This window comes from Pseudanabaena yagii GIHE-NHR1 (genome assembly GCF_012863495.1).
Classification (GTDB): Bacteria; Cyanobacteriota; Cyanobacteriia; order Pseudanabaenales; family Pseudanabaenaceae; genus Pseudanabaena; species Pseudanabaena yagii.
Genome location: NZ_JAAVJL010000001.1, coordinates 2,412,504 through 2,430,978, shown reverse-complemented (window position 1 = coordinate 2,430,978; position 18,475 = coordinate 2,412,504). Strand labels below are relative to the sequence as shown.

At 42.0% G+C, this 18,475-nt stretch carries 17 protein-coding genes; 6 read left to right on the top strand and 11 right to left on the bottom strand.

Annotated elements, in window-relative coordinates; genetic code table 11:
• Window positions 1-68 precede the first annotated feature (68 nt).
• The 5 genes from HC246_RS11100 to HC246_RS11080 all read right to left on the bottom strand — a co-directional run bounded on the left by HC246_RS11100 (window position 69) and on the right by HC246_RS11080 (window position 5,267).
• Entirely contained in the window at window positions 69-1,634 is a 1,566-nt protein-coding gene (locus HC246_RS11100; RefSeq protein WP_169363444.1) for a site-2 protease family protein, read from the bottom strand.
• Window positions 1,635-2,026: 392 nt separating this feature from the next.
• Window positions 2,027-2,695 (bottom strand): hypothetical protein, encoded by a 669-nt coding sequence (locus HC246_RS11095; RefSeq protein ID WP_169363443.1) that lies wholly within the window; start codon window positions 2,693-2,695, stop codon window positions 2,027-2,029.
• A 140-nt stretch (window positions 2,696-2,835) separates the two neighbouring features.
• Entirely contained in the window at window positions 2,836-3,186 is a 351-nt protein-coding gene (locus tag HC246_RS11090) for a DUF1257 domain-containing protein (RefSeq protein ID WP_169363442.1), read from the bottom strand.
• Window positions 3,187-3,360: 174 nt separating this feature from the next.
• A complete protein-coding gene (gene ycf46, locus HC246_RS11085) occupies window positions 3,361-4,875 on the bottom strand; it encodes a stress-responsive protein Ycf46 (RefSeq protein WP_169363441.1) in 1,515 nt (504 codons plus the stop codon).
• A gap of 74 nt (window positions 4,876-4,949) precedes the next feature.
• Entirely contained in the window at window positions 4,950-5,267 is a 318-nt protein-coding gene (locus tag HC246_RS11080; RefSeq protein WP_169363440.1) for a hypothetical protein, read from the bottom strand.
• Window positions 5,268-5,654: 387 nt separating this feature from the next.
• Between HC246_RS11080 and HC246_RS11075 the strand changes: the two genes are divergently transcribed.
• Window positions 5,655-6,149 (top strand): hypothetical protein, encoded by a 495-nt coding sequence (locus tag HC246_RS11075; protein WP_169363439.1) that lies wholly within the window; start codon window positions 5,655-5,657, stop codon window positions 6,147-6,149.
• The gene (locus HC246_RS11070; protein ID WP_169363438.1) at window positions 6,146-6,598 is read left to right on the top strand and encodes a hypothetical protein; all 453 of its coding nucleotides are present in this window, start codon (window positions 6,146-6,148) and stop codon (window positions 6,596-6,598) included. The genes HC246_RS11075 and HC246_RS11070 overlap by 4 nt, the downstream gene beginning before the upstream one ends.
• 108 nt (window positions 6,599-6,706) lie before the next feature.
• On the opposite strand, the gene HC246_RS11065 is transcribed toward HC246_RS11070, so the two are convergent.
• The 3 genes from HC246_RS11065 to HC246_RS11055 all read right to left on the bottom strand — a co-directional run bounded on the left by HC246_RS11065 (window position 6,707) and on the right by HC246_RS11055 (window position 11,836).
• On the bottom strand, window positions 6,707-8,359 hold the full coding sequence (locus tag HC246_RS11065) for an ABC transporter substrate-binding protein (protein ID WP_169363437.1): 1,653 nt from the start codon (window positions 8,357-8,359) through the stop codon (window positions 6,707-6,709).
• A gap of 74 nt (window positions 8,360-8,433) precedes the next feature.
• Window positions 8,434-9,426, bottom strand: coding sequence for a diguanylate cyclase domain-containing protein (locus HC246_RS11060; RefSeq protein ID WP_169363436.1), 993 nt, complete (start codon window positions 9,424-9,426; stop codon window positions 8,434-8,436).
• A gap of 139 nt (window positions 9,427-9,565) precedes the next feature.
• Window positions 9,566-11,836, bottom strand: a complete 2,271-nt coding sequence (locus tag HC246_RS11055) for an ATP-binding protein (protein WP_169363435.1) — start codon at window positions 11,834-11,836, stop codon at window positions 9,566-9,568.
• Window positions 11,837-11,974: 138 nt separating this feature from the next.
• Here HC246_RS11055 and HC246_RS11050 point away from each other — a divergent pair, with 138 nt between their 5' ends.
• The 3 genes from HC246_RS11050 to HC246_RS11040 all read left to right on the top strand — a co-directional run bounded on the left by HC246_RS11050 (window position 11,975) and on the right by HC246_RS11040 (window position 14,327).
• A complete protein-coding gene (locus tag HC246_RS11050) occupies window positions 11,975-13,033 on the top strand; it encodes an IS4 family transposase (protein ID WP_169361901.1) in 1,059 nt (352 codons plus the stop codon).
• 267 nt (window positions 13,034-13,300) lie between these two features.
• Complete coding sequence (locus tag HC246_RS11045; RefSeq protein WP_169363434.1) at window positions 13,301-13,789, top strand: DUF2059 domain-containing protein; 489 nt, start codon at window positions 13,301-13,303, stop codon at window positions 13,787-13,789.
• Window positions 13,790-13,931: 142 nt separating this feature from the next.
• On the top strand, window positions 13,932-14,327 hold the full coding sequence (locus HC246_RS11040; protein WP_169363433.1) for a GFA family protein: 396 nt from the start codon (window positions 13,932-13,934) through the stop codon (window positions 14,325-14,327).
• A 42-nt stretch (window positions 14,328-14,369) separates the two neighbouring features.
• Here the strand turns inward: HC246_RS11040 and HC246_RS11035 are convergent, their stop codons facing one another.
• Both HC246_RS11035 and HC246_RS11030 read right to left on the bottom strand, forming a co-directional pair.
• Window positions 14,370-14,723 carry a HesB/IscA family protein gene (locus HC246_RS11035; protein ID WP_169363432.1) on the bottom strand — a complete coding sequence of 118 codons (354 nt, stop codon included), beginning with the start codon at window positions 14,721-14,723 and terminating at the stop codon, window positions 14,370-14,372.
• Window positions 14,724-14,762: 39 nt separating this feature from the next.
• Window positions 14,763-14,975 carry a hypothetical protein gene (locus tag HC246_RS11030; protein WP_169363431.1) on the bottom strand — a complete coding sequence of 71 codons (213 nt, stop codon included), beginning with the start codon at window positions 14,973-14,975 and terminating at the stop codon, window positions 14,763-14,765.
• A gap of 236 nt (window positions 14,976-15,211) precedes the next feature.
• On the opposite strand from HC246_RS11030, the gene HC246_RS11025 reads away from it, so the two are divergent.
• A complete protein-coding gene (locus tag HC246_RS11025; protein ID WP_169363430.1) occupies window positions 15,212-16,390 on the top strand; it encodes an LL-diaminopimelate aminotransferase in 1,179 nt (392 codons plus the stop codon).
• Between the two features lie 76 nt (window positions 16,391-16,466).
• Here HC246_RS11025 and HC246_RS11020 read toward each other — a convergent pair whose 3' ends face one another.
• A complete protein-coding gene (locus HC246_RS11020) occupies window positions 16,467-18,461 on the bottom strand; it encodes an adenylate/guanylate cyclase domain-containing protein (protein WP_169363429.1) in 1,995 nt (664 codons plus the stop codon).
• Window positions 18,462-18,475: the final 14 nt, after the last annotated feature.

Below are 18,475 nucleotides of genomic sequence, written 5' to 3'. Positions count from 1 at the left end.
GTTGTTGTTACGCTCTCTACAGTTCAATAATCCAAAAAAGAAGCGCACCCTTTGGGTGCGCTTCTTTTTTAAGGAATTAGCCCGCCACCACTACCGATGCCGAGCCTCTCTGCTACACCAGAAGTAAGCGGTAATAAAGTCACCACCATCCAAAACAAAGCCACAACTCCTAAAGCCTCGCGATCGCCATCTAGTTCTGACAATTCATTCAGCATTGGACGTTCGAGATCGCGCAAGAGAATTAAGACAATACCGCCCCAATAGAGCGCAAGGGGATTAATCACCGTGGCAATTACCAAGAAAATTAGCGTTAATACCGTTGTCCAACTAGCGATCCTCCGTCCATAAACGGATTGGACAATGCGACCACCATCCAACTGTCCCGCAGGCATCAAGTTTAGAGCCGTAATCGCGGAACCAAGCCAACCCAAAATTACTAGAGGATGAATTGAGATCAAATTATTATGGAGCGCATCACCGAGAAATAGCTTGGCAAGGGTTCCTGCTAATACCGAAGCTTGGAAAATCTGGCTAGGGATCTCAATACTACCCATACCGATCGCCGATAGATATAAACCTGCAATCAGTACGATTAAAGATAACAAGCCACTAGCAACTGCTGGGGCGATCGCAATATCGAATAGAGCCTGACGATTTGGCAGGGGTGAAAAAATGCGGCTAAATGCACCAAAGGAGCCTAATTGTGATGAAGGCAAGAGAAATGGCAAACTCAGCTTGACTTTATATTTATTTGCCATAAATCGCATTGCAAGTTCACGAATGCCTAAAATCGTGGCAACACCAAGGGCAAAGGGCAATCCTGCTAAATAGTCTTGAGCAGTCTGTGCGGCGGGAATACCAGCTACCTGTGCTCCTAAACTCAAGGCTGTATAAGCATTTGCAAAAATCAATACCGCAATCAAAATCCTTTGAGGAATTGTGTCATTATCAACGGCAATATCTCGATGTGGCAGCACAATCACCACAGGCTTGCGGTCTTGACCTTCTACCAAAAATAGATTGTATTTATTACCAAGACGATCGCGCAAAGATGTCGTTAAGCGATCGTGGACAACATCAGGCTCACCGCGCAAATTACCTTTAAAAATGGCTCCCTCTTGATAGGGAATCGTCTCGGTGAGGTAATAGGTTTCAATCCCAAAAATACCCTGTATCAGCTTCAGGTCTTCGGGAGGGAGCGCTTTAAACAGTCTTAGCTGTGTCTTCCCCTGAGACATGGCTACAGCAATGGGCGTATTTACAGGTTGAGTTGGGGATTGATTATTTGCCGAATCGCTCTGCAAATTAGCGCGATCGCTACTAGCTTCAAGATCCCGTTTTAGCTTTTGTTCGATCTCTGATCTCTCAGCAGTAGCCACCTTACGCAATTGGTTGCCGATCGCCACATAGGCGATCGTCGAACCGAGTAATAGAAACAATAGCGTTGTGAAATTAATAAAAACACCTGAGACAAACAAGCCAAAGTAAACTAACCAAGGCGACATCAAGGCTACGAATTGCAGCCAAGAAAGTAGTCCGAGTTTGCCAAATTTGCGCGATCGGATGTATCCCCAACCGATCAGGGCAAGGGTAAGGATAAATACGGCAATAGGAATAAATGGGGTTGATCTCATAAACATAAATTACAGGAATTTTTGAAAGCAATCCAAAATTCCTCACAATTTCTTGATGGTTTGGAGGTGTTGTGCTTATCCACTTTAGCGAGAAACCGTAATTTATAGAGATCTTAAACCATTTGTAATTTGGGTAGCTTTGGTTTCGCTCAGCCAATATTATATTTTATTCATATTCTCAACCCCGAATCCCTAACTTTAACCTCAGTTCGGGTTAAGCTGATAAGTTTTAAAAGCCCAAAAGTAAAAGCCTTGCGTAGCAAGGCTTTTACTTTTGGGCTAAGAGAGATGGTTTGCATAGCAGATCATCTCTTTTAGGGTTGAGAATATAAACCACTATATAGAATCAAGTTTTTCCCGCCAAAGTTTACGCTCTATGCAATGCCTTAAATTTAGCTGTCAGCAGTGATTTCTACCTTCTCCTGCTCGGTGATAAATTCAGGAACAGGTAAAACTAAGCGATCGCTACACATTGACCGCAACTTATCGACAAATATTGAAGTCTCCGCCAACAAAGTCATGTTCTCATAGGCAGATCGATAGGCTTCTGAATATTCTACATTTAGGATTGGTGGATAAACTTGAGTAGATGCAGTCGTTCCTGATGGCAAAGCAGCCAGACGGTCAGGATATCTTTGTGGCTTAGGTTGAGGCGTTGAAGCGATCGGAATACCTGCGACCTTGGAACGACGAGGAAATGGAATCGGCGAAGTAGTTTTTTCTGCTGGAGCAAAGGGAGTTATTTCGGTAATCGGTACTTCGCGAGAAGCAGTACGAGGCGGCGTATAGTAAATTCTATCTTCATAAATTACGGCTACATCACCACATACCAGTCGCTCAAACTCACGATTGTAGCGACAATTGGGTTCTCCCTTACGTTCCCATAGCTGCAAAATTTGGCTAACAGAAACAGCTTTATATCTTCCTTGAAACAGTGCTTCGATTACTGCTTGACGCACCCACTCAGGCTTGAACTTGTTCCATTCACGAGTTAAATCATTGATGGTATAGCCACCAAGATCGAAACTGTAATGTTGCAAGAGGGCGATCGCAATTTCCATTAGGGCGATGTTAGCTCAAATTATGTATCAGTATCTTACATTTAAAATCGAGAAATGTGAAGCTAGAAACCCAAAAAACAGGCTAGCCAAGGATATGACTAGCCCGTTAGTTGCATATTTAACTCGCAAGATTCGACACCTTACTGCAAGACGAGTTTGACGTTTGCATTGTTTAGACCAGGACGCTTCACTTCAGCTAGAGCCTTGTTCACTGCATACTTTTGATTGATCGAATTGATCAGTTCAGTCTGATTGTGCTTTTTCGCAACACCCCAGAGATCAGCAATTAGATCAAAAGATCCATCAGCATTGCGTGACCAACCTAGATCATAGTCACCTTCAAGAGTCGCTACAATGTCGGCACGGATGCGTTGGCTGTTATAGCCACGAACATCAGCTTCAGTATTAACGGTAATACCCAGATCGCGCAAAGACGACTTGAGGACTTCGGCATCAGTAATTTTTGTGCGAAGAGTGCTGAAATGAGACATAATAGTGTAGCTCCTGTAAATAATTGTGAACTCAACTGTTAACTCGGACGTGAAACATAAGAGTTTTGGTGGTTCTTACTCCTATGTTAGCTGCTAGCCTAAAGGTCTTTTAAGAAGACATTCTTTAGAATCTAGCCTTAACCCTACTGCCTGCAAAACAGTAGGATAAGCTTTTTAAAACTCCATACGCTGATATTCAGCGACAGAGGTGGCGGCGGGTCTTGCCCGCATCCTTGCCCAGTCACGCAGAGCAGCAACCTGCTCAGTCATTGTGCGTGAGAGGGGAGTTGTAGATTTCACAGCCGAAATGATATCTAGCTGTGTAAACTCCCGATCTTGGGCAAAAGCTTCATACATAGCGGCTATTACCGCTTGCTCGATCTCTGCCCCCGAAAAACCATCGCTTACTTTCGATAGCTGCTCAAGATCGAACCTTTCTAAATCTGGACGACGCTTCCGTAAATGAATTCGGAAGATATCTCTCCGTTCTTCGGAATTAGGTAAATCAACGAAGAATAACTCGTCAAAACGCCCCTTCCGAAGAAATTCCCCCGGTAACTTTTCGATACGATTGGCAGTTGCCATAACAAATACAGGTGATTTCTTTTCCTGCATCCATGTTAGGAACGTACCAAAGATTCGTGATGATGTACCACCATCGGAATCTGCCGAACCTGCACCACCAGCAAAGGCTTTATCTAGTTCATCAATAAATAGAATCATTGGTGAAATCGACTCGGCAACTTTGAGGGCATTGCGTAAATTTGCTTCTGACTTACCTACAGTAGAACCATCATAAACGCGACCCATATCAAGGCGAATAAGTGGTAGCGACCATAGTCGAGCCGTAGTCTTGGCAATTAAGGATTTTCCACAACCGGGGACACCGAGAATCAGCATTCCCTTCGGTTGAGGTAATCCATAGTTTCTGGCTCTTTGGCTAAAGGCATTCGATCGCTGTTGCAACCAGTGCTTTAACTCTTCTAGTCCCCCAACTGCATCTAAATCTTCTTCATCTTCGATATATTCGAGAATGCCATTGCGCCGAATTAGTTGTTGCTTTTCGGAAAGGACGATATCAACTTCTTCTTCAGTAAGCCGACCACTGGTGACTTGGGCTTTCCGATAGACCTTTTCAGCTTCATCTTGAGTAAGACCTAGGGCTGCCCTGACTAGCTTTTCGCGAGTTTCTGAAGATATCTTCTTAGTGCGGACTTGTCCAAGCTGTTGGTCGAGGACTTCTTCGATCGCTTTAATATCTGGCAGAGGAAAATCAAGTACAACGATGTCTTTCTCTAGTTCAACAGGGATTACTTGAATGGGCGACATCAAAATGATTGTTTTTTGAGTGCCCTTAAAGTTAGCCACTGCATCCCGTAAGAATCTAACAGCTACGGGATGATCAAAGAAAGGATGTGCGTCTTTAAAGATGTAAATAGCAGGATCTTTTTGATCGGCACGGATAACCCATTGCAAAGCTGCTTGGATTGACTCGGTGTTGTGTTGGGCTGCTGCTGTCGCTTGACCATGCTCAACAATGCCACGAGTCGAAGTCCATACAAAGACGCGACGTACAGGTTTGAGTTGAGAGATGGTAGCGATTGCCCGTTCTGCTCTTTCTTCCTCTGGGGTGTTGAGGTAGATCAAGGGATATTGGGCTTGAATTAAAATGCTAAGTTGTTCTTGCATATAGTAATACAGAGGTTTACGCCTCCATCCTCACCTTGTCTACAGATAAAATTAATGGTCTAGAGTCTAGAAATTCAGTTAATGGATACTAGTTCTTCGCCTGCGCTATCAGCCTTGCCAACAGTTACAGGTAAAGTCTGAGTACGATTGCCCCCGATGGCTAGCAAGTCACCATTACGGATTACGACTGTCTGAGAACAGCTTGGACAGTTATAAGTTTGATGAGTATGCCCGATACCTGAAGACTCCACAATGTCAGCGTGGGATAGGTAAAAGCTAATTGCCTTTTCTGCCAAGTCTGACATCGAATCACCATCAATAGCAGAGCGAATCTTAAGCTGCTGATGTAGTCGTTCGGGGAGATAAAAAGTTACCTTTTGCTTGTCTTGCATAGTGGTTAAGAACAGTGAATACCCGGGTATGCAACTAAGGTACAGGGAGAATCTGATGCTGTCAAGGAGTCATACCATCATGACAGCAATAACTTAATATTTTGTTACAATAGATCTATAGCAAAGCAAGTTTTGCTCAGGACATAAAACCAGAAGATGAGTTGCGGGGCAAAACCCCGCAACTCATCTTCTGGTTTTGGTTTGTACTCGCTAACTCTTTTTTCTATATAGCATTGCAATTGTTAAAAGAATGAGATTGGGAACAAAATTACTGCTATTTTGTCCTGATGTTTAGTACAGTGCATCCTTGAAGTAAAGCCTGAAAGTACAGCAAGTACCAAATTAGTGCATTTAAGTTAATGTAACTAGACCTCAATGGAGTCAAGTATGGACATTTATAAGAATTGCCAAGTGAATATGGCTAATCTAGGCTGGGGAGCCTTGGCAGGAATTGCCGTAACATTGGCGATCGCTGCTCCTAGTTTTGCTCAAAGTGCGATCACGCTAGATCGCAATTTTCGACCAGATCCTGAAAAGTTGCTAGGAAATGGAGGGGGGAATGTTAGTCTTGCGAGTCTTGCGGGAATTGCGGATAATTGTCGTGGTTTCGCAAATGCTGAACCAAATCACACGATTACTTTGAACGAAAATTTTCCTTTGCTAGATCTATTGGTTTATACCAATAATGTTAATGATGACCCAACCATGTTAGTAAAAGGACCTAATGGCATTGTGATTTGTGCCGATGATGAGTCAGGTGGGCGTTATCCACAAGCCAATCGACGTTTACCTAAAGGTACTTATCAAGTTTGGGTTGGCTCTAAAAATATCAATCAATCTTTTAGTTATATGTTGTCTTTGAGTGAAATAGTTCAAAAATGAAATTCTTGAAACAGCCAATTACTTTACTAGGAGTTGCTTTAGTCCCGATTTTGTTATCTGTCGCTCCAGCCATGAGCCAAGAAACACTTAAGCCACTCTCACCCAGATTTACTCCCGATCCTCAAGTTTATTATGGTAAGGCAGGGGGAGATGTGCCTTTGCAAGCGATCGCTACCAGTAAAGCTAATGGTTCATGTCAAGGATTAGCTGATCAATCTCCCAACCACACTTTAACAATCTTGAAAAATTTTGGTTTTTTAAGCTTGAGTGTATCGGGTGATCGCAACTTGTCTTTATTGGTCAAAGGACCTGATGGGATTTATTGTCGCAGTGGTAAGAGTCCTGAATTGTCAGGTGCTTGGGTATCGGGACAATATGAAATTTGGGTTGGCACGACAAATGGCGATCGCGCAAATTATCAATTATCGGTTAGCGAAACTAGTCCATAAAAAAAGCCTCGCAATGCGAGGCTTTTTTTATGGACTAGTTTCGTGCATTATAGCTGTCGCCATTTCAAATAGTGTAAGGCGGCGCTTCGCGCCGCCTTACACTACCTATCATGACTTGGAGATATTCCAATAGGGAAGCTGTTGGTTGGGTTCAATTTTGACTCCATCGACTCCTTTTTGAGCAAAGGCATATTCTTTGTTTTGCCACAGAGGAATGAATGGCACATCTTGAGCTAACAGGTCTTGAATTTGTTGCAACATTTGCGATCGCTTCGCTGCATCACGCTCTTTACGCTGATTAGCGATTAACTCATTCATTTTTGGACTGTTATAAAACGAGCCTTGGAACTGGCTACCACCTTTTTTACAGCGCTCGCCTTCCGCCTCTTCACAGTCTAGGAATGGCTTGATGTAGTTATCAGGATCGAGAATATCGGGAGTCCAATCTAGTAAGTAACTGGGATATACACCTTTGTCAATGAACGCATATCCAACTGTATTTTCCACCCGTTCAGTCTTAACTTGCAGAATTTTACCTACATTTTTCTGAATGGAGGCGCGGAGAGTACTTGCCACAAGGTCTCCATTACCACCATATTTCGGCGAATACCAGATCGTAACTTGAGCGGGTTTATCGTCGGAATATCCTGCGTCTTGGAGTAGTTGTCTTGCGAGCTTGCCGTTGCCTTCGCCGCCATATTTTTCAAATACAGGCTTAGAGTCCGCAAAAGCACTAGGAATTAAACTATAGAGTGGGGCGCGTTGATTAAAAAATATGCGTGATCCTAGTAATGGGCGATCAATCGCCGCAGCAAGGGCTTGACGCACACGCACATCATTGAGAGGTGATTGCTGCGTATTCAAAACCATATAGAGAATCGTTGCCCCCTGTCCTGAAGCGATCGTCCAGCCATTCTGCTTGGCGTTAAGTTCAACATTCTTGACTTGCGTAGGCGTGAGTGTCTGAAAAGCAACATCCACAGCTCCTGTTTTAAAAGCATTGAGCAAGTTGGCATTAGATGAGAAAAACTGGATATCAATGCCCTTGTTAATCGGCTTTTTGCCCCAGTAGTCAGGGAAAGCATCAAGGCGTAAATAACTACCTTCTACAAACTGGGTGACTTGATAGGGACCCGTACCTACTAATTTATCGGGCAGGAATAACAGCGCACCTGTCTTTTCATCCTTAATATGTTTGTAGACCTGAGGTGAAATGGCGGCTGCACCTGTAAAGGCTAAAAACTTAGGGAAAAATTGTAAAGGTTGTTTGAGTTTGAAAATTAGCTCGGTGTCATTAGGAGCAGAAATTGATTCGATTACATCGCCCAAAATATAGGCTGGTGTCCCCTTGGAGTTGATGAAGCGTTCCAAGGCAAATTTCATCGTATAGGCATTAAAGTTAGTGCGATCGTGAAATTTGATGCCTGTCCGTACTGGTACGGTGTAAGTTAAGCCATCATCGCTAACTTTGGGCATATCTGTCGCTAATTGCGGTACAACCTCATTGGAGCCTTCTTTGTAGGTGTAAAGGCGTTCGAGAGTATTGTAAAAGACATTGCTGATAAAAAATTCATTAGCATCGGCAGGATCAAGGGTACGGATTTTGCTGGTTGTACCTAAAACGATGCGCTCCTCTGTGCGATCGGTTATGCCAAATTTATTTGCATTAATAGCTTTACCATTAGTGCAGCCCCAAAGAGCAGTTAATAACAATAGAGCGATCGCAAACCAAGCCAAAAAGCGACGCAGCAAATATCTCATTGATCTCTTGATTGATTTATTAGCCGAAAACATAACTGTTTTTAATACTGCTCAATCTTCTCACAATGTCGTAATTATGTAACAAGGTAAGCGATCGCCCGATTGCGTCCCTGCTCCTTAGCCACATACAAAGATTGATCAGCGAAGGCAATCAGAGTTTCTACACTTTTTTCTACTGTGGGAATCAGGCTAACAATTCCCATGCTCAGGGTGACGTAGTTATGAACATCTGAACTTTGGTGAGCAATAGCAAGATTGGCGATCGCTGTTTGGATTTCAGCAGCAATTTTTAGCGCTCCTTCCTTATCTGTATTACAAAGAACCACTACAAACTCTTCACCACCATACCTTGCCGTTAAATCTGTAGAACGTTTGGGAACTTGGGCGATCGCTTTGGCAACTCGAATTAAGCAATCATCACCACCTTGATGTCCGTAACTATCGTTATAACGCTTGAAATAGTCGATATCAATCAGGATTAGTGCCAGAGGATTTTGTTCTCTTTGATGACGTTGCCATTCGCGATTGAGATGGCTATCAAAGCATCGGCGATTAGCAATTTGCGTTAACCCATCTAAGTTAGCCATTAACTCTAACTTGCGATTTGCTTCCTGCAAAATCAGTTCAGTTTGCTTACGTTTAGCGATTTCATCTTGTAATTGTTTCTTCTGTCTCTGAATCGTTAGGTGAGTTTCTAGGCGAGCAACAACTTCTTCAAGTTGAAATGGTTTCGTAATGTAGTCAACACCACCAACTTGAAAGGCTTTTAATTTATCAAAGGTTTCATCTAATGCGCTAATGAAAAGAATCGGAATATCACAGAGATCGGGATCAGCCTTAAAACCTTGACAAACTTGATAACCATCCATCTCAGGCATTTGGATATCAAGTAGCACGATATCAGGAAGTTTGACTCTTGCACTTTTGAGCGCTCTACTTCCACTAATGGCACTACGAACCGTATAACCAAGATTAGAAAGTAATTCAGTTAATAGCTTTAAATTTTCTGGCAAATCATCTATTAAAAGAATATTGCCTTTAGTTTCTAATGAAGAGTTTGAATTCACAAAAGACTTATTGAGATAACTTAATGAGTAGCTCAGCTTCTGTAAGGGTTATATCGCAAGCAATACAACGATTTTAGGTTTAAATTTCACCTAAGCTGAACTACTTAAATATTATTACAAATTATCTGTGATAGATTGCCTATGCCAAGCTACTGATCAATTCGAGCATTTCATCAAATTGAAACTGGTGAGCATATCTTTCTAGAGCTTTGACGATCGCGGCTTCTTGATCAGGTATTTCTCTAAGTAATTGAGTAACTCGATTACTATCACCCTCTAGGGCAACTTCGTGTATTTGCGATCGCCATTCGTCGGACATCACCGATAAATCTAAGGGTGTTGCCGAATCAAACGCAGTGTCTACTTGGTCATTAGCAGAATCAGAATAGGTATATTTCACCCCTAGATGTTTTGTTAAGGCGGCAAAAATTGCCCGCTCTTTAAAAGGTTTACGCATAAAATCATCACACCCTGCCGATAAAATAATCGCTCTTTCCTGTTCTAAGACACTAGCCGTTAGCGCAATGATCGCGGTCGCATTGCCTTGAGTTGTGGATTTGATGTACTTAGTTGCCTCATAACCATCCATTACAGGCATCCGCATATCCATCCAAATTAAATGGGGTTGCCATGTTTCCCACATGACGATCGCTTCTTGCCCATTACTTGATTCTTTAATGTCAAACCCAAGCGGAGCAAGCAATCTCACTAATAATTGACGATTAATTGGCTTATCATCTACTACTAAAATCCTGTAGTCAGGTTGATTGGGAGCAAGGGCAACGACTTGGCGCTTGTCAAAGGTTTCACCGATTATTTCGTTACCTAGCTGAGTTTGAATTGAGAAATTAAAAGTAGTGCCTTTACCAAGTTTACTCATAACGGTAATATCTCCTCCCATTAACCGCACAAACTGGCGACTAATCGCTAAGCCTAAGCCTGTACCTTCTTGAGATTCTCGACCAGATTTGGTTTGGCTAAAAACTTCAAATAATTTATCTAACTCTTCAGGAGCAATTCCCACGCCTGTATCGCTCACCTGAAAATTCAAAGTATAGTCTTGAGATTCTGAACTTTCCAGAGCGCTTATACTCATTACCACTTCACCTTGACGGGTAAATTTGATGGCATTACCTAACAAATTTAGTAAAACTTGGCGGAGCTTCACGCCATCAGTGTGAATGTAGCGCGGTAAATTATCACCTCGATCTAAAATTAGCTCCAAGCCAGCGTTCACTGCCCTAAGATGGAGCATATTTTCTAAATCATCCAGCAATTGATATAAATCAATATCTTGGGGATTGAGCGTGATTTTCCCTGCTTCGATTTTAGAAAAATCAAGCACATTATTAATTAGTGTCAATAAATATTCGCCGCTACGATGAATGATATTGATGTTTTCGTACTGCTCTGGCGATAGGTTTTTCGTGCGGAGCATTACCTGAGAAAAGCCAATAATTGCATTGAGTGGCGATCGCAATTCATGACTCATATTCGCGATAAACGCACTTTTTGCCTTGTTCGCAACTTCCGCTTTATCCTTGGCAACTGCTAGCTCATTGGTGCGTTCCTGAACGCGATTTTCTAGGGTTTCAAAAGAGGTCTTTAACTGCCCAGCCATCTGATTAAACGAACCTGCCAGAGCTTCCAGTTCTGCACAGCCATTTACTTCTACAAACTGCTCCATTTCCCCATTGGCGATTGCTTTAGCAGACTTGTTCAGATCACGAACAAAGCGCGACATGAGTCGAGCAATAAAAAAACTCATGCTGAGCGCTAAACTCAAAGCCGCGATCGATAGCAAAATCGTATCGCGAGAATTGATGTTAATCTGCTCCATGAAATCAGCTTCACGTATGACTACAGCCGCCAGCCAATTCAGCCCGTATTCATCTTTAATTGGTGAGACTGCGAGAAAATACCTTTCGCCATTTAGCTGAAAATCTAAGCGCGTAGCTTGCTGAATCTTTGCGAAATCACCAAACTGCGATCGCAAAGATTGCACACTTTGAGTTAGGACAGGTTTACTATCCAGAGCCTTGATTTGATTTTTGTTAATGGCTTGATTGTCTAGGGATGTGGCTATTAACTCCCCAGATGGCTCAAGTATAAATACCAAGCCTGATTTACCAACCTGTAGAGTTTGCAAAAATTCACGAATTGGCTCTTTAGATTGATTCGCTAAATGCGGAGCCTTTAAGTAACCCTGAAAGCGCTCCTTAACCCTAAAATTTATTTCCTGTTGAAGTTGTTCTGAAATATCGTTAACTGCCTTCTGCCCATTGCGAAAGGACAAATAACCAACTGCTCCCATCGCTCCAATAAGTAGTATTGCAAAGGGCGCGATTAGGAATAACCTCATCGAAATCAGGGGATGTTTGGGTGGCTTGGCAGGGCGAGGTTTATACATAAGCTGCTAAAGTTTGGACATCAATAGCGAAAGGTAGGAATAGTTTTTAAGTGATTTTCCTTAGTACAGGACAAAAAGTTGCAAAAGTAGGCAGGGAGGGGTTTTATAAAAGATAACCACATCGTAAATAAAACCCCTATGAAAGAGATTAACCTATTCCGAGAAAAGTTGCAGCAACATCTGCAATGGAATAGAGCAAGACTAGCCTTTGTGTCCATGTTCTTGATCGCGCTAATGCGAGTAAAGACAGTAAACCTAGCTGAAATTGCCACAGGATTTAGTGGTTATGCCAAAGTCGAATCACACTATAAGAGGTTACAGAGATTTTTTCGAGACTTTGAAGTGGACTATGAAAAGATCGCACTCATGGTCGTCAAAGTCATGCAAATCCCCGAACCTTGGGTAATTTCTATCGACCGCACCGATTGGGAATTCGGTAAAACCGTGTTTAATGTGCTGACATTGGGAATAGTGCATTACGGTATTGCATTCCCGTTGGTATGGATGATGCTGGACAAAAAAGGTAACTCAAACACCCGTGAGCGCTGTGAATTGTGTAATCGATTTCTGGAAATATTTGGAGACCGCAAAATCGACTTTTTGAGTGCAGACCGAGAGTTTGTCGGTGAGGATTGGTTAGATTACTTGTTGTGTGAACCATGTAACCGTTTTCGTATCCGCCGTAAAAATACTTTGCTCAATGACGGGCAGAAAAAACTGCGTGCCGACATTTGTTTTCAAGACCTCCAAGTTGGTCAGTCCAAAGTATTGTCCAAGCCCAGAAAGGTTTGGAACCATTGGCTTCGTATAGCCGCTATGCGTCTTGATGATGGCGATTTATTAATTGTCGCGACGACTCATGACCCTGATACGGCTATTGCTGACTATGCTAAGCGTTGGGCTATTGAGACTTTATTCGGGTGCTTTAAAACCCGTGGCTTTTGTTTGGAGTCCACTCATCTTCAAGATCCTGAACGTCTTTCCAAACTAATTGCTTTGCTTACTCTGGCTTTATGTTGGGCTTTTTCTTCTGGGCTTTGGTTGGCTCAACTAAATCCCCTCAAGCCTAAAAAACACGGTCGTCTTCCTAAAAGCATTTTTCGCCTTGGTTTTGATTTCCTTCGTCACATCATCTTTGACTTACATCTCAATTCTCAAGCCTTCTTTAACTCCATTAAATTTTTGTCCTGTACTTAGGTGATTTTCATAAACTCGGTTTTTTCAAAACTAAAAATGGCTACGCTATTTTTAGTTTTGAAAAACTTACTGGGTTTGGGTTTTAATTCACAAAAGTGTGACAACATTTTTATGAATTGGCATTACCTTGTACTAAATATTCCCATAATCGCTATTCTCATCATCGCGCAACTCAAAATAGTATGTGATTGCACAAATTTCCTAGTTTCAATTGAGATGAATATAAAAAAATCTAAATTTTCACTCTCTGAGTTCTCGCACCTATTTTTGTTAGCTATTTTTTCCTCGGCTATCTACATATCAACACCAGCGATCGCCAATGCTGAAAATAGTCAACAAGCACCCACATCTACGACTGTCCCCATCAAATCAAAAAAACAATTAGCAAGAGAACTCCTAGTTGAATTAGGTATCGGCAAGCAGTATGACTTGTCTTTCTGGAACAGTGTTGATCTTGCTTACGGAACAGGAACTAGAACTAAGTTTAGTGAATGGTTACAACAGATGCTTGCCAAGGCTGCTGGGTGGAAGTATGTGGAATCTCAGTATGTTGACCGTTTAGAAGCTAACTTTTCGGCAATGGAACTAATGGAATTGTTGGATTTAGCCAAGCGTCCATTGATGAAAAAGTTATTGAGGTCACAAATCCAAGCCTATGAAGAAACGGGTGAAAAGAGGGCTAGGTTAATTTTTAAAGTATGGGAGGACTACAATTCAGGCAAAATCAACGTACCTCCTAACTTATTGAAGCAGTAGGTAGCAAGGTGAAAAAAAACAAAGCTGTAGCGCACGCTCCGCGTGCGCTACAGCTTTGTTTTTTTTCGTAAAATAAGATTTTTGATAGCAAGGCGAAGCTTTGCTATCGAAAATTGCGTCCTTATTAAATTGCAGAGTTATTATGTCCCTATTAACTAATACAACCGCAAGCCCTAAGATTTTAGGCGGCTGTCACTGTGGCAAAATACGCTTTCGGGTGAGCGTGAGAAAGTACGAAGCTCTTGATTGCAATTGTTCAATTTGTCAAAAGAAAGGTATTTTGCATTTGATTGTGCCACCAGAAGACTTTGAGCTATTGCAGGGCGAAGATCACTTATCGACTTACACCTTTAACACAGGAATTGCGAAGCATCATTTCTGCAAAACCTGTGGTATTCATCCCTTTTATCGTCCGCGATCGCATCCCATTGATTATGATGTAAATGTGCGCTGTCTAGATGGCGATGCAATGTCTCTCTTTGAAATCGTGCCTTTTGATGGCAAGCATTGGGAAGAAAATATTCAACAAATTACTTAAAAAAGAAGCCTCGCAATGCGAGGCTTCTTTTTTTGAGGGGGATTAGCTACAAGCTACAGGTGCTCCAAGTTCTTTGGGAGTGGCGAAGGAAGTTCCACAACTGCAAGACTTGCTAGCATTAGGATTGCGGAAACGGAAACCGCCACCTAAAAGGTCTTCGGTATAGTCGAGTTCTAAACCTTGCAACTGAGGCAAATTGCTATTGTTGATGACAATTTTGACACCGTTGTATTCATACTCGTTATCATCAGTTTCTAATTGTTCCGCGAAGTCCATCAAGTAAGACAACCCAGAACAACCACCTTGCTTAATCCCTAGGCGCAACGGTGCTGAAGTTGCCCTTTGGTTTTGCAGATTTCTCACGCGAGCGATCGCGGCATCGGTCAATGTAATCATACGAAATTTTCCTATATACGAATTGTGCTAAGTGCCATCTTAGTCTTCTAGCAAAACAAGTGCAATACTGGCGAGAGCAACATTGGTATAACCTGCAACTTTAGCAGCTTTGTATAAGGGTTTGGTCAGTGGAAATTTATGCACACCAAAGATACGGACACCTTGATCAAGCAACAGTCCAGTTTTGAAATGAAAATTGCGGTGTAATTTGACAGCTTTAGCAAGTTTAGATTTGGGGTTACAGCAAACCATAGCTTTTTCTCCAGAAAATTTCGACAACTGCCTCTATGTTATCGCAATCATCTAGAAAGTGTGGTGTGTGCCTTTATTGCAGTTGTAATTTTGCCTACGGCAAAATTACAACTGCAATATCTTTATGATGATTGTTTTTGGTTTTCAAATGAGTACACACTCATTTGAAAATAGCCATAGCCCCCAGAATGAGGGAGTTGACGTAAAATTGGTTATATCTTGATTTTTCTTGTCTTATGCAATTTGCCGATCGCCTTCAGCCTCTCCAGTCCAATGTGTTTGCCGATATGGACAACGCCAAAAGTCGGGTCAAAGCATCAGGTAAACAAGTAATTGATCTATCGTTGGGTTCATCGGACTTGCCCACTGATAAATTTATTTTAGAGGCGATCGCTGAAGCATTGAATGATACTAGTACTCATGGCTACTCTCTGTTTGGGAGTACATTAGACTTTCGAGAAGCCGCAGCAAAATGGATCAAACAACGATTTGGAGTAATTGTCGATCCTGAAACGGAAGTATTACCGCTCATTGGCTCACAGGAAGGGACAGCCCATTTACCCTTAGCCTTACTAAACCCCAATGATTTTGCCCTCTTGCAAGACCCCGGCTATCCCTCCCACTATGGCGGGATTCACATGGCAAGTGGTCAAGTTTATGGAATGCCCTTACTTGCTGAGAATAACTTTTTGCCAGTATTTGCTGATATTCCATCCGCAGTATTAGCCCAATCAAAAATGATGGTGTTGAGCTATCCTCACAACCCTACCACTGCAACTGCTTCCTTAGAATTTTTCCAATCTGCGGTGGAATTTTGTCAACATCATAATCTTGCATTAGTGCATGACTTTCCCTATGTCGATCTAGTCTTTGATGGCTCAATTCAGCCTTCGCTCCTACAAGCTGATCGCGATCGCCAAGTCAGCATTGAATTTTTTACCATGTCTAAATCCTATAATATGGGCGGTTTTCGCGTTGGTTTTGCCGTTGGTAATCGCGAATTAATTAGAGCTTTGCGGCAGATTAAAGCTGTAGTAGATTTCAATCAATATCAAGGCATTATGCGCGGGGCAATTAAAGCTTTATCAGGCGATCGCACCTCCATTGACCATGTAGTTGACACGTTTAAGACTCGACGTGATGTGATGATTGATGCTCTGCAAGCAATTGGTTGGCAGATTCCACGCCCTGCTTCAACGATGTATCTTTGGGCAAAATTACCTGAAGTTTATGCCCATGATTCTGTCAAATTTTGTCTAGATTTAATTGCGGAGACAGGAATTGCTCTCTCCCCAGGAGCAGGTTTTGGCAAGCATGGTGAAGGATATGTCAGGTTTGCGCTAGTATATCCGCCTGAAATATTAAGGAAAGCCGCTATGAAAATCGGTCAATTTCTGCAAACATCGTCAAATTAGCCCTATCTCAAGGTCAAGTAAAAGTTTGTTTCTCCACTGAAGTGGAGAAACAAACTTTTACTTGACCTTAAATATTTTATCGTTTGCTCAATAACCAATAGGTCATCATTTCGCCACGTCCTTTCACCTCAATATTTCCCCTTGCCTCTAGTACATAATCTTGTTTCAGACACTCATAAGTAGAGCTTGTCACCTGTATATAACCCGCTTGACCATGAGATTCCATGCGTGAAGCAATGTTAACCGCATCACCCCATAGGTCATAAATAAATTTCTTAATGCCAATTACACCAGCAATAACGGAACCTGTGTTAATGCCTATACGCAACTCTATTGATTCGCTTAAAATGCTGTGGGAATTTCGCATATAGGCTTGCATATCTAGAGCCATATTGGCGATCGCCTGTGCATGATCGGGACGAGCAATCGGTAAACCGCCCACAACCATATAGGCATCACCGATGGTTTTGATTTTTTCTAGACCATACTTCTCGGTTAACTTATCAAAAGCCGAAAAAATCTGATTGAGTCCCGTAACTAGCTCCATTGGTTCCATGCGTGACGATAGACTCGTAAATCCGACAATATCTGCAAACAGAATGGTGGCATTCTCAAAGTACTCAGCGGGTGATTCGTTTGTTTGTTTCAGGCGATCAGCGATCGAAGCGGGTAAAACATTGAGTAATAGTTTTTCAGAACGTTCCTTTTCTTGTCTTAGCTCTGCTGTACGTAGTTCAACTCTTTCTTCTAATTCTTCATTCGCAATGCGGAGAGATTCTTGACTCTGGTATAGAGCTGCAAATGATGACTTTAATTGAGCAGTCATGTGATTGAAAGAATGACCTAAAGTGTCAATTTCGACAATGGAACTAGTATTTACCTGCTGGTCTAGATTACCTTGAGCAATTTGTTCCGAGACTTGGGCAAGTTGTAATAAAGGGCGAGAAATCCAATAGGCAGTGCGAATGCCTAGTACAACGGCAATACTCAGAGCTATCAAACATAAGACTATCGTGTTGCGATTATTTTGATTGATCTGATCCATGAAGTCGTTTTCAGGGACGACAACGACAGTGAGCCAATCAATACCGCGACCATCTTTCATGGGTAGAACTTGGGCATAATACCAAGAACCATCACTGGTTTGGAATTTTAGATTCTGCCCATTTTGAATTGATTTAAAATCATTAAATTGTTTGAGTAGATGTTGCGTTGTTGCCTTGACAATCGGATTATCGCTCTGAGCTGCTGCAATTCTTTCTACTGTGCGGTTGTCCCCTTCGCCAATGACTCTAAATGGTTGAGGAATAGTTGAACTAGCGACTAAATTGCCCGATCGCTCGATGATAAAACTTTGACCATTAGTACTGATACTCAAATGATTGATAAAGTCTGTAATTCGAGTCAGGCGCACATTGATGGATAGAACACCGATTAAATTGTTTTGGCTATCAAAAATAGGAGAGACGGGAGAGATGCCTAACACTGTATTTTTGCTAGAAAAAAACGGATAGATCTCACTCCAAGTTGTTTTGCCAAGTTGTTTTGCCGCTTTGTACCAAGGACGTGTACGTGGGTCATACTTAGCGGTTTGCAGGAGTTGTTGGCGTTCGCCTTGAGCATCTAATAAGTAGGTTTCACGCTTGGGGATAGTTGCACTAGTGACGATTTTGAGTTGAGAAGTTCCATCATCTTGATATTCAACTCCGACAAATTCCCCTTGCTCGTTACCATAGGCTAAATATCCCTCAAAATTTCCTTTATGGACGATTTGCCAAAAGTAACGCCGCAGTCCATCAAAGTCCTTAAGATTTAAGTTTCCACTTAAGATATTGGCATTGCTCAACCATAGAGTGTCTTGAGATTGATTGAGATAGTCAATTACATGTTGTTCGATACGAGCGCTAATTTCTCCATTTAACTTATCCGCTAGAGTGTTGATTGCTTGTTGCCCATTCCTAAATGACAAATACCCGACTATGCCAACGGCTACAATAATTTCTAATACAAAGGGAATTACTATAGTTGTACGGAGTCGAAACTTTGGGATGGGGAATTTGCCAGCACTCATAAAGTTTGCAATTT

Coding starts and splice junctions, on each gene's coding strand:
- HC246_RS11075 (WP_169363439.1), top strand. CDS start 5,655: ATGGACATTTATAAGAATTGCCAAGTGAATATGGCTAATCTAGGCTGG.
- HC246_RS11025 (WP_169363430.1), top strand. CDS start 15,212: ATGCAATTTGCCGATCGCCTTCAGCCTCTCCAGTCCAATGTGTTTGCC.
- HC246_RS11050 (WP_169361901.1), top strand. CDS start 11,975: ATGAAAGAGATTAACCTATTCCGAGAAAAGTTGCAGCAACATCTGCAA.
- HC246_RS11070 (WP_169363438.1), top strand. CDS start 6,146: ATGAAATTCTTGAAACAGCCAATTACTTTACTAGGAGTTGCTTTAGTC.
- HC246_RS11055 (WP_169363435.1), bottom strand. CDS start 11,836: ATGTATAAACCTCGCCCTGCCAAGCCACCCAAACATCCCCTGATTTCG.
- HC246_RS11080 (WP_169363440.1), bottom strand. CDS start 5,267: ATGCAAGACAAGCAAAAGGTAACTTTTTATCTCCCCGAACGACTACAT.
- HC246_RS11090 (WP_169363442.1), bottom strand. CDS start 3,186: ATGTCTCATTTCAGCACTCTTCGCACAAAAATTACTGATGCCGAAGTC.
- HC246_RS11095 (WP_169363443.1), bottom strand. CDS start 2,695: ATGGAAATTGCGATCGCCCTCTTGCAACATTACAGTTTCGATCTTGGT.
- HC246_RS11040 (WP_169363433.1), top strand. CDS start 13,932: ATGTCCCTATTAACTAATACAACCGCAAGCCCTAAGATTTTAGGCGGC.
- HC246_RS11100 (WP_169363444.1), bottom strand. CDS start 1,634: ATGAGATCAACCCCATTTATTCCTATTGCCGTATTTATCCTTACCCTT.
- HC246_RS11030 (WP_169363431.1), bottom strand. CDS start 14,975: ATGGTTTGCTGTAACCCCAAATCTAAACTTGCTAAAGCTGTCAAATTA.
- HC246_RS11065 (WP_169363437.1), bottom strand. CDS start 8,359: ATGAGATATTTGCTGCGTCGCTTTTTGGCTTGGTTTGCGATCGCTCTA.
- HC246_RS11035 (WP_169363432.1), bottom strand. CDS start 14,723: ATGATTACATTGACCGATGCCGCGATCGCTCGCGTGAGAAATCTGCAA.
- HC246_RS11020 (WP_169363429.1), bottom strand. CDS start 18,461: ATGAGTGCTGGCAAATTCCCCATCCCAAAGTTTCGACTCCGTACAACT.
- ycf46 (WP_169363441.1), bottom strand. CDS start 4,875: ATGCAAGAACAACTTAGCATTTTAATTCAAGCCCAATATCCCTTGATC.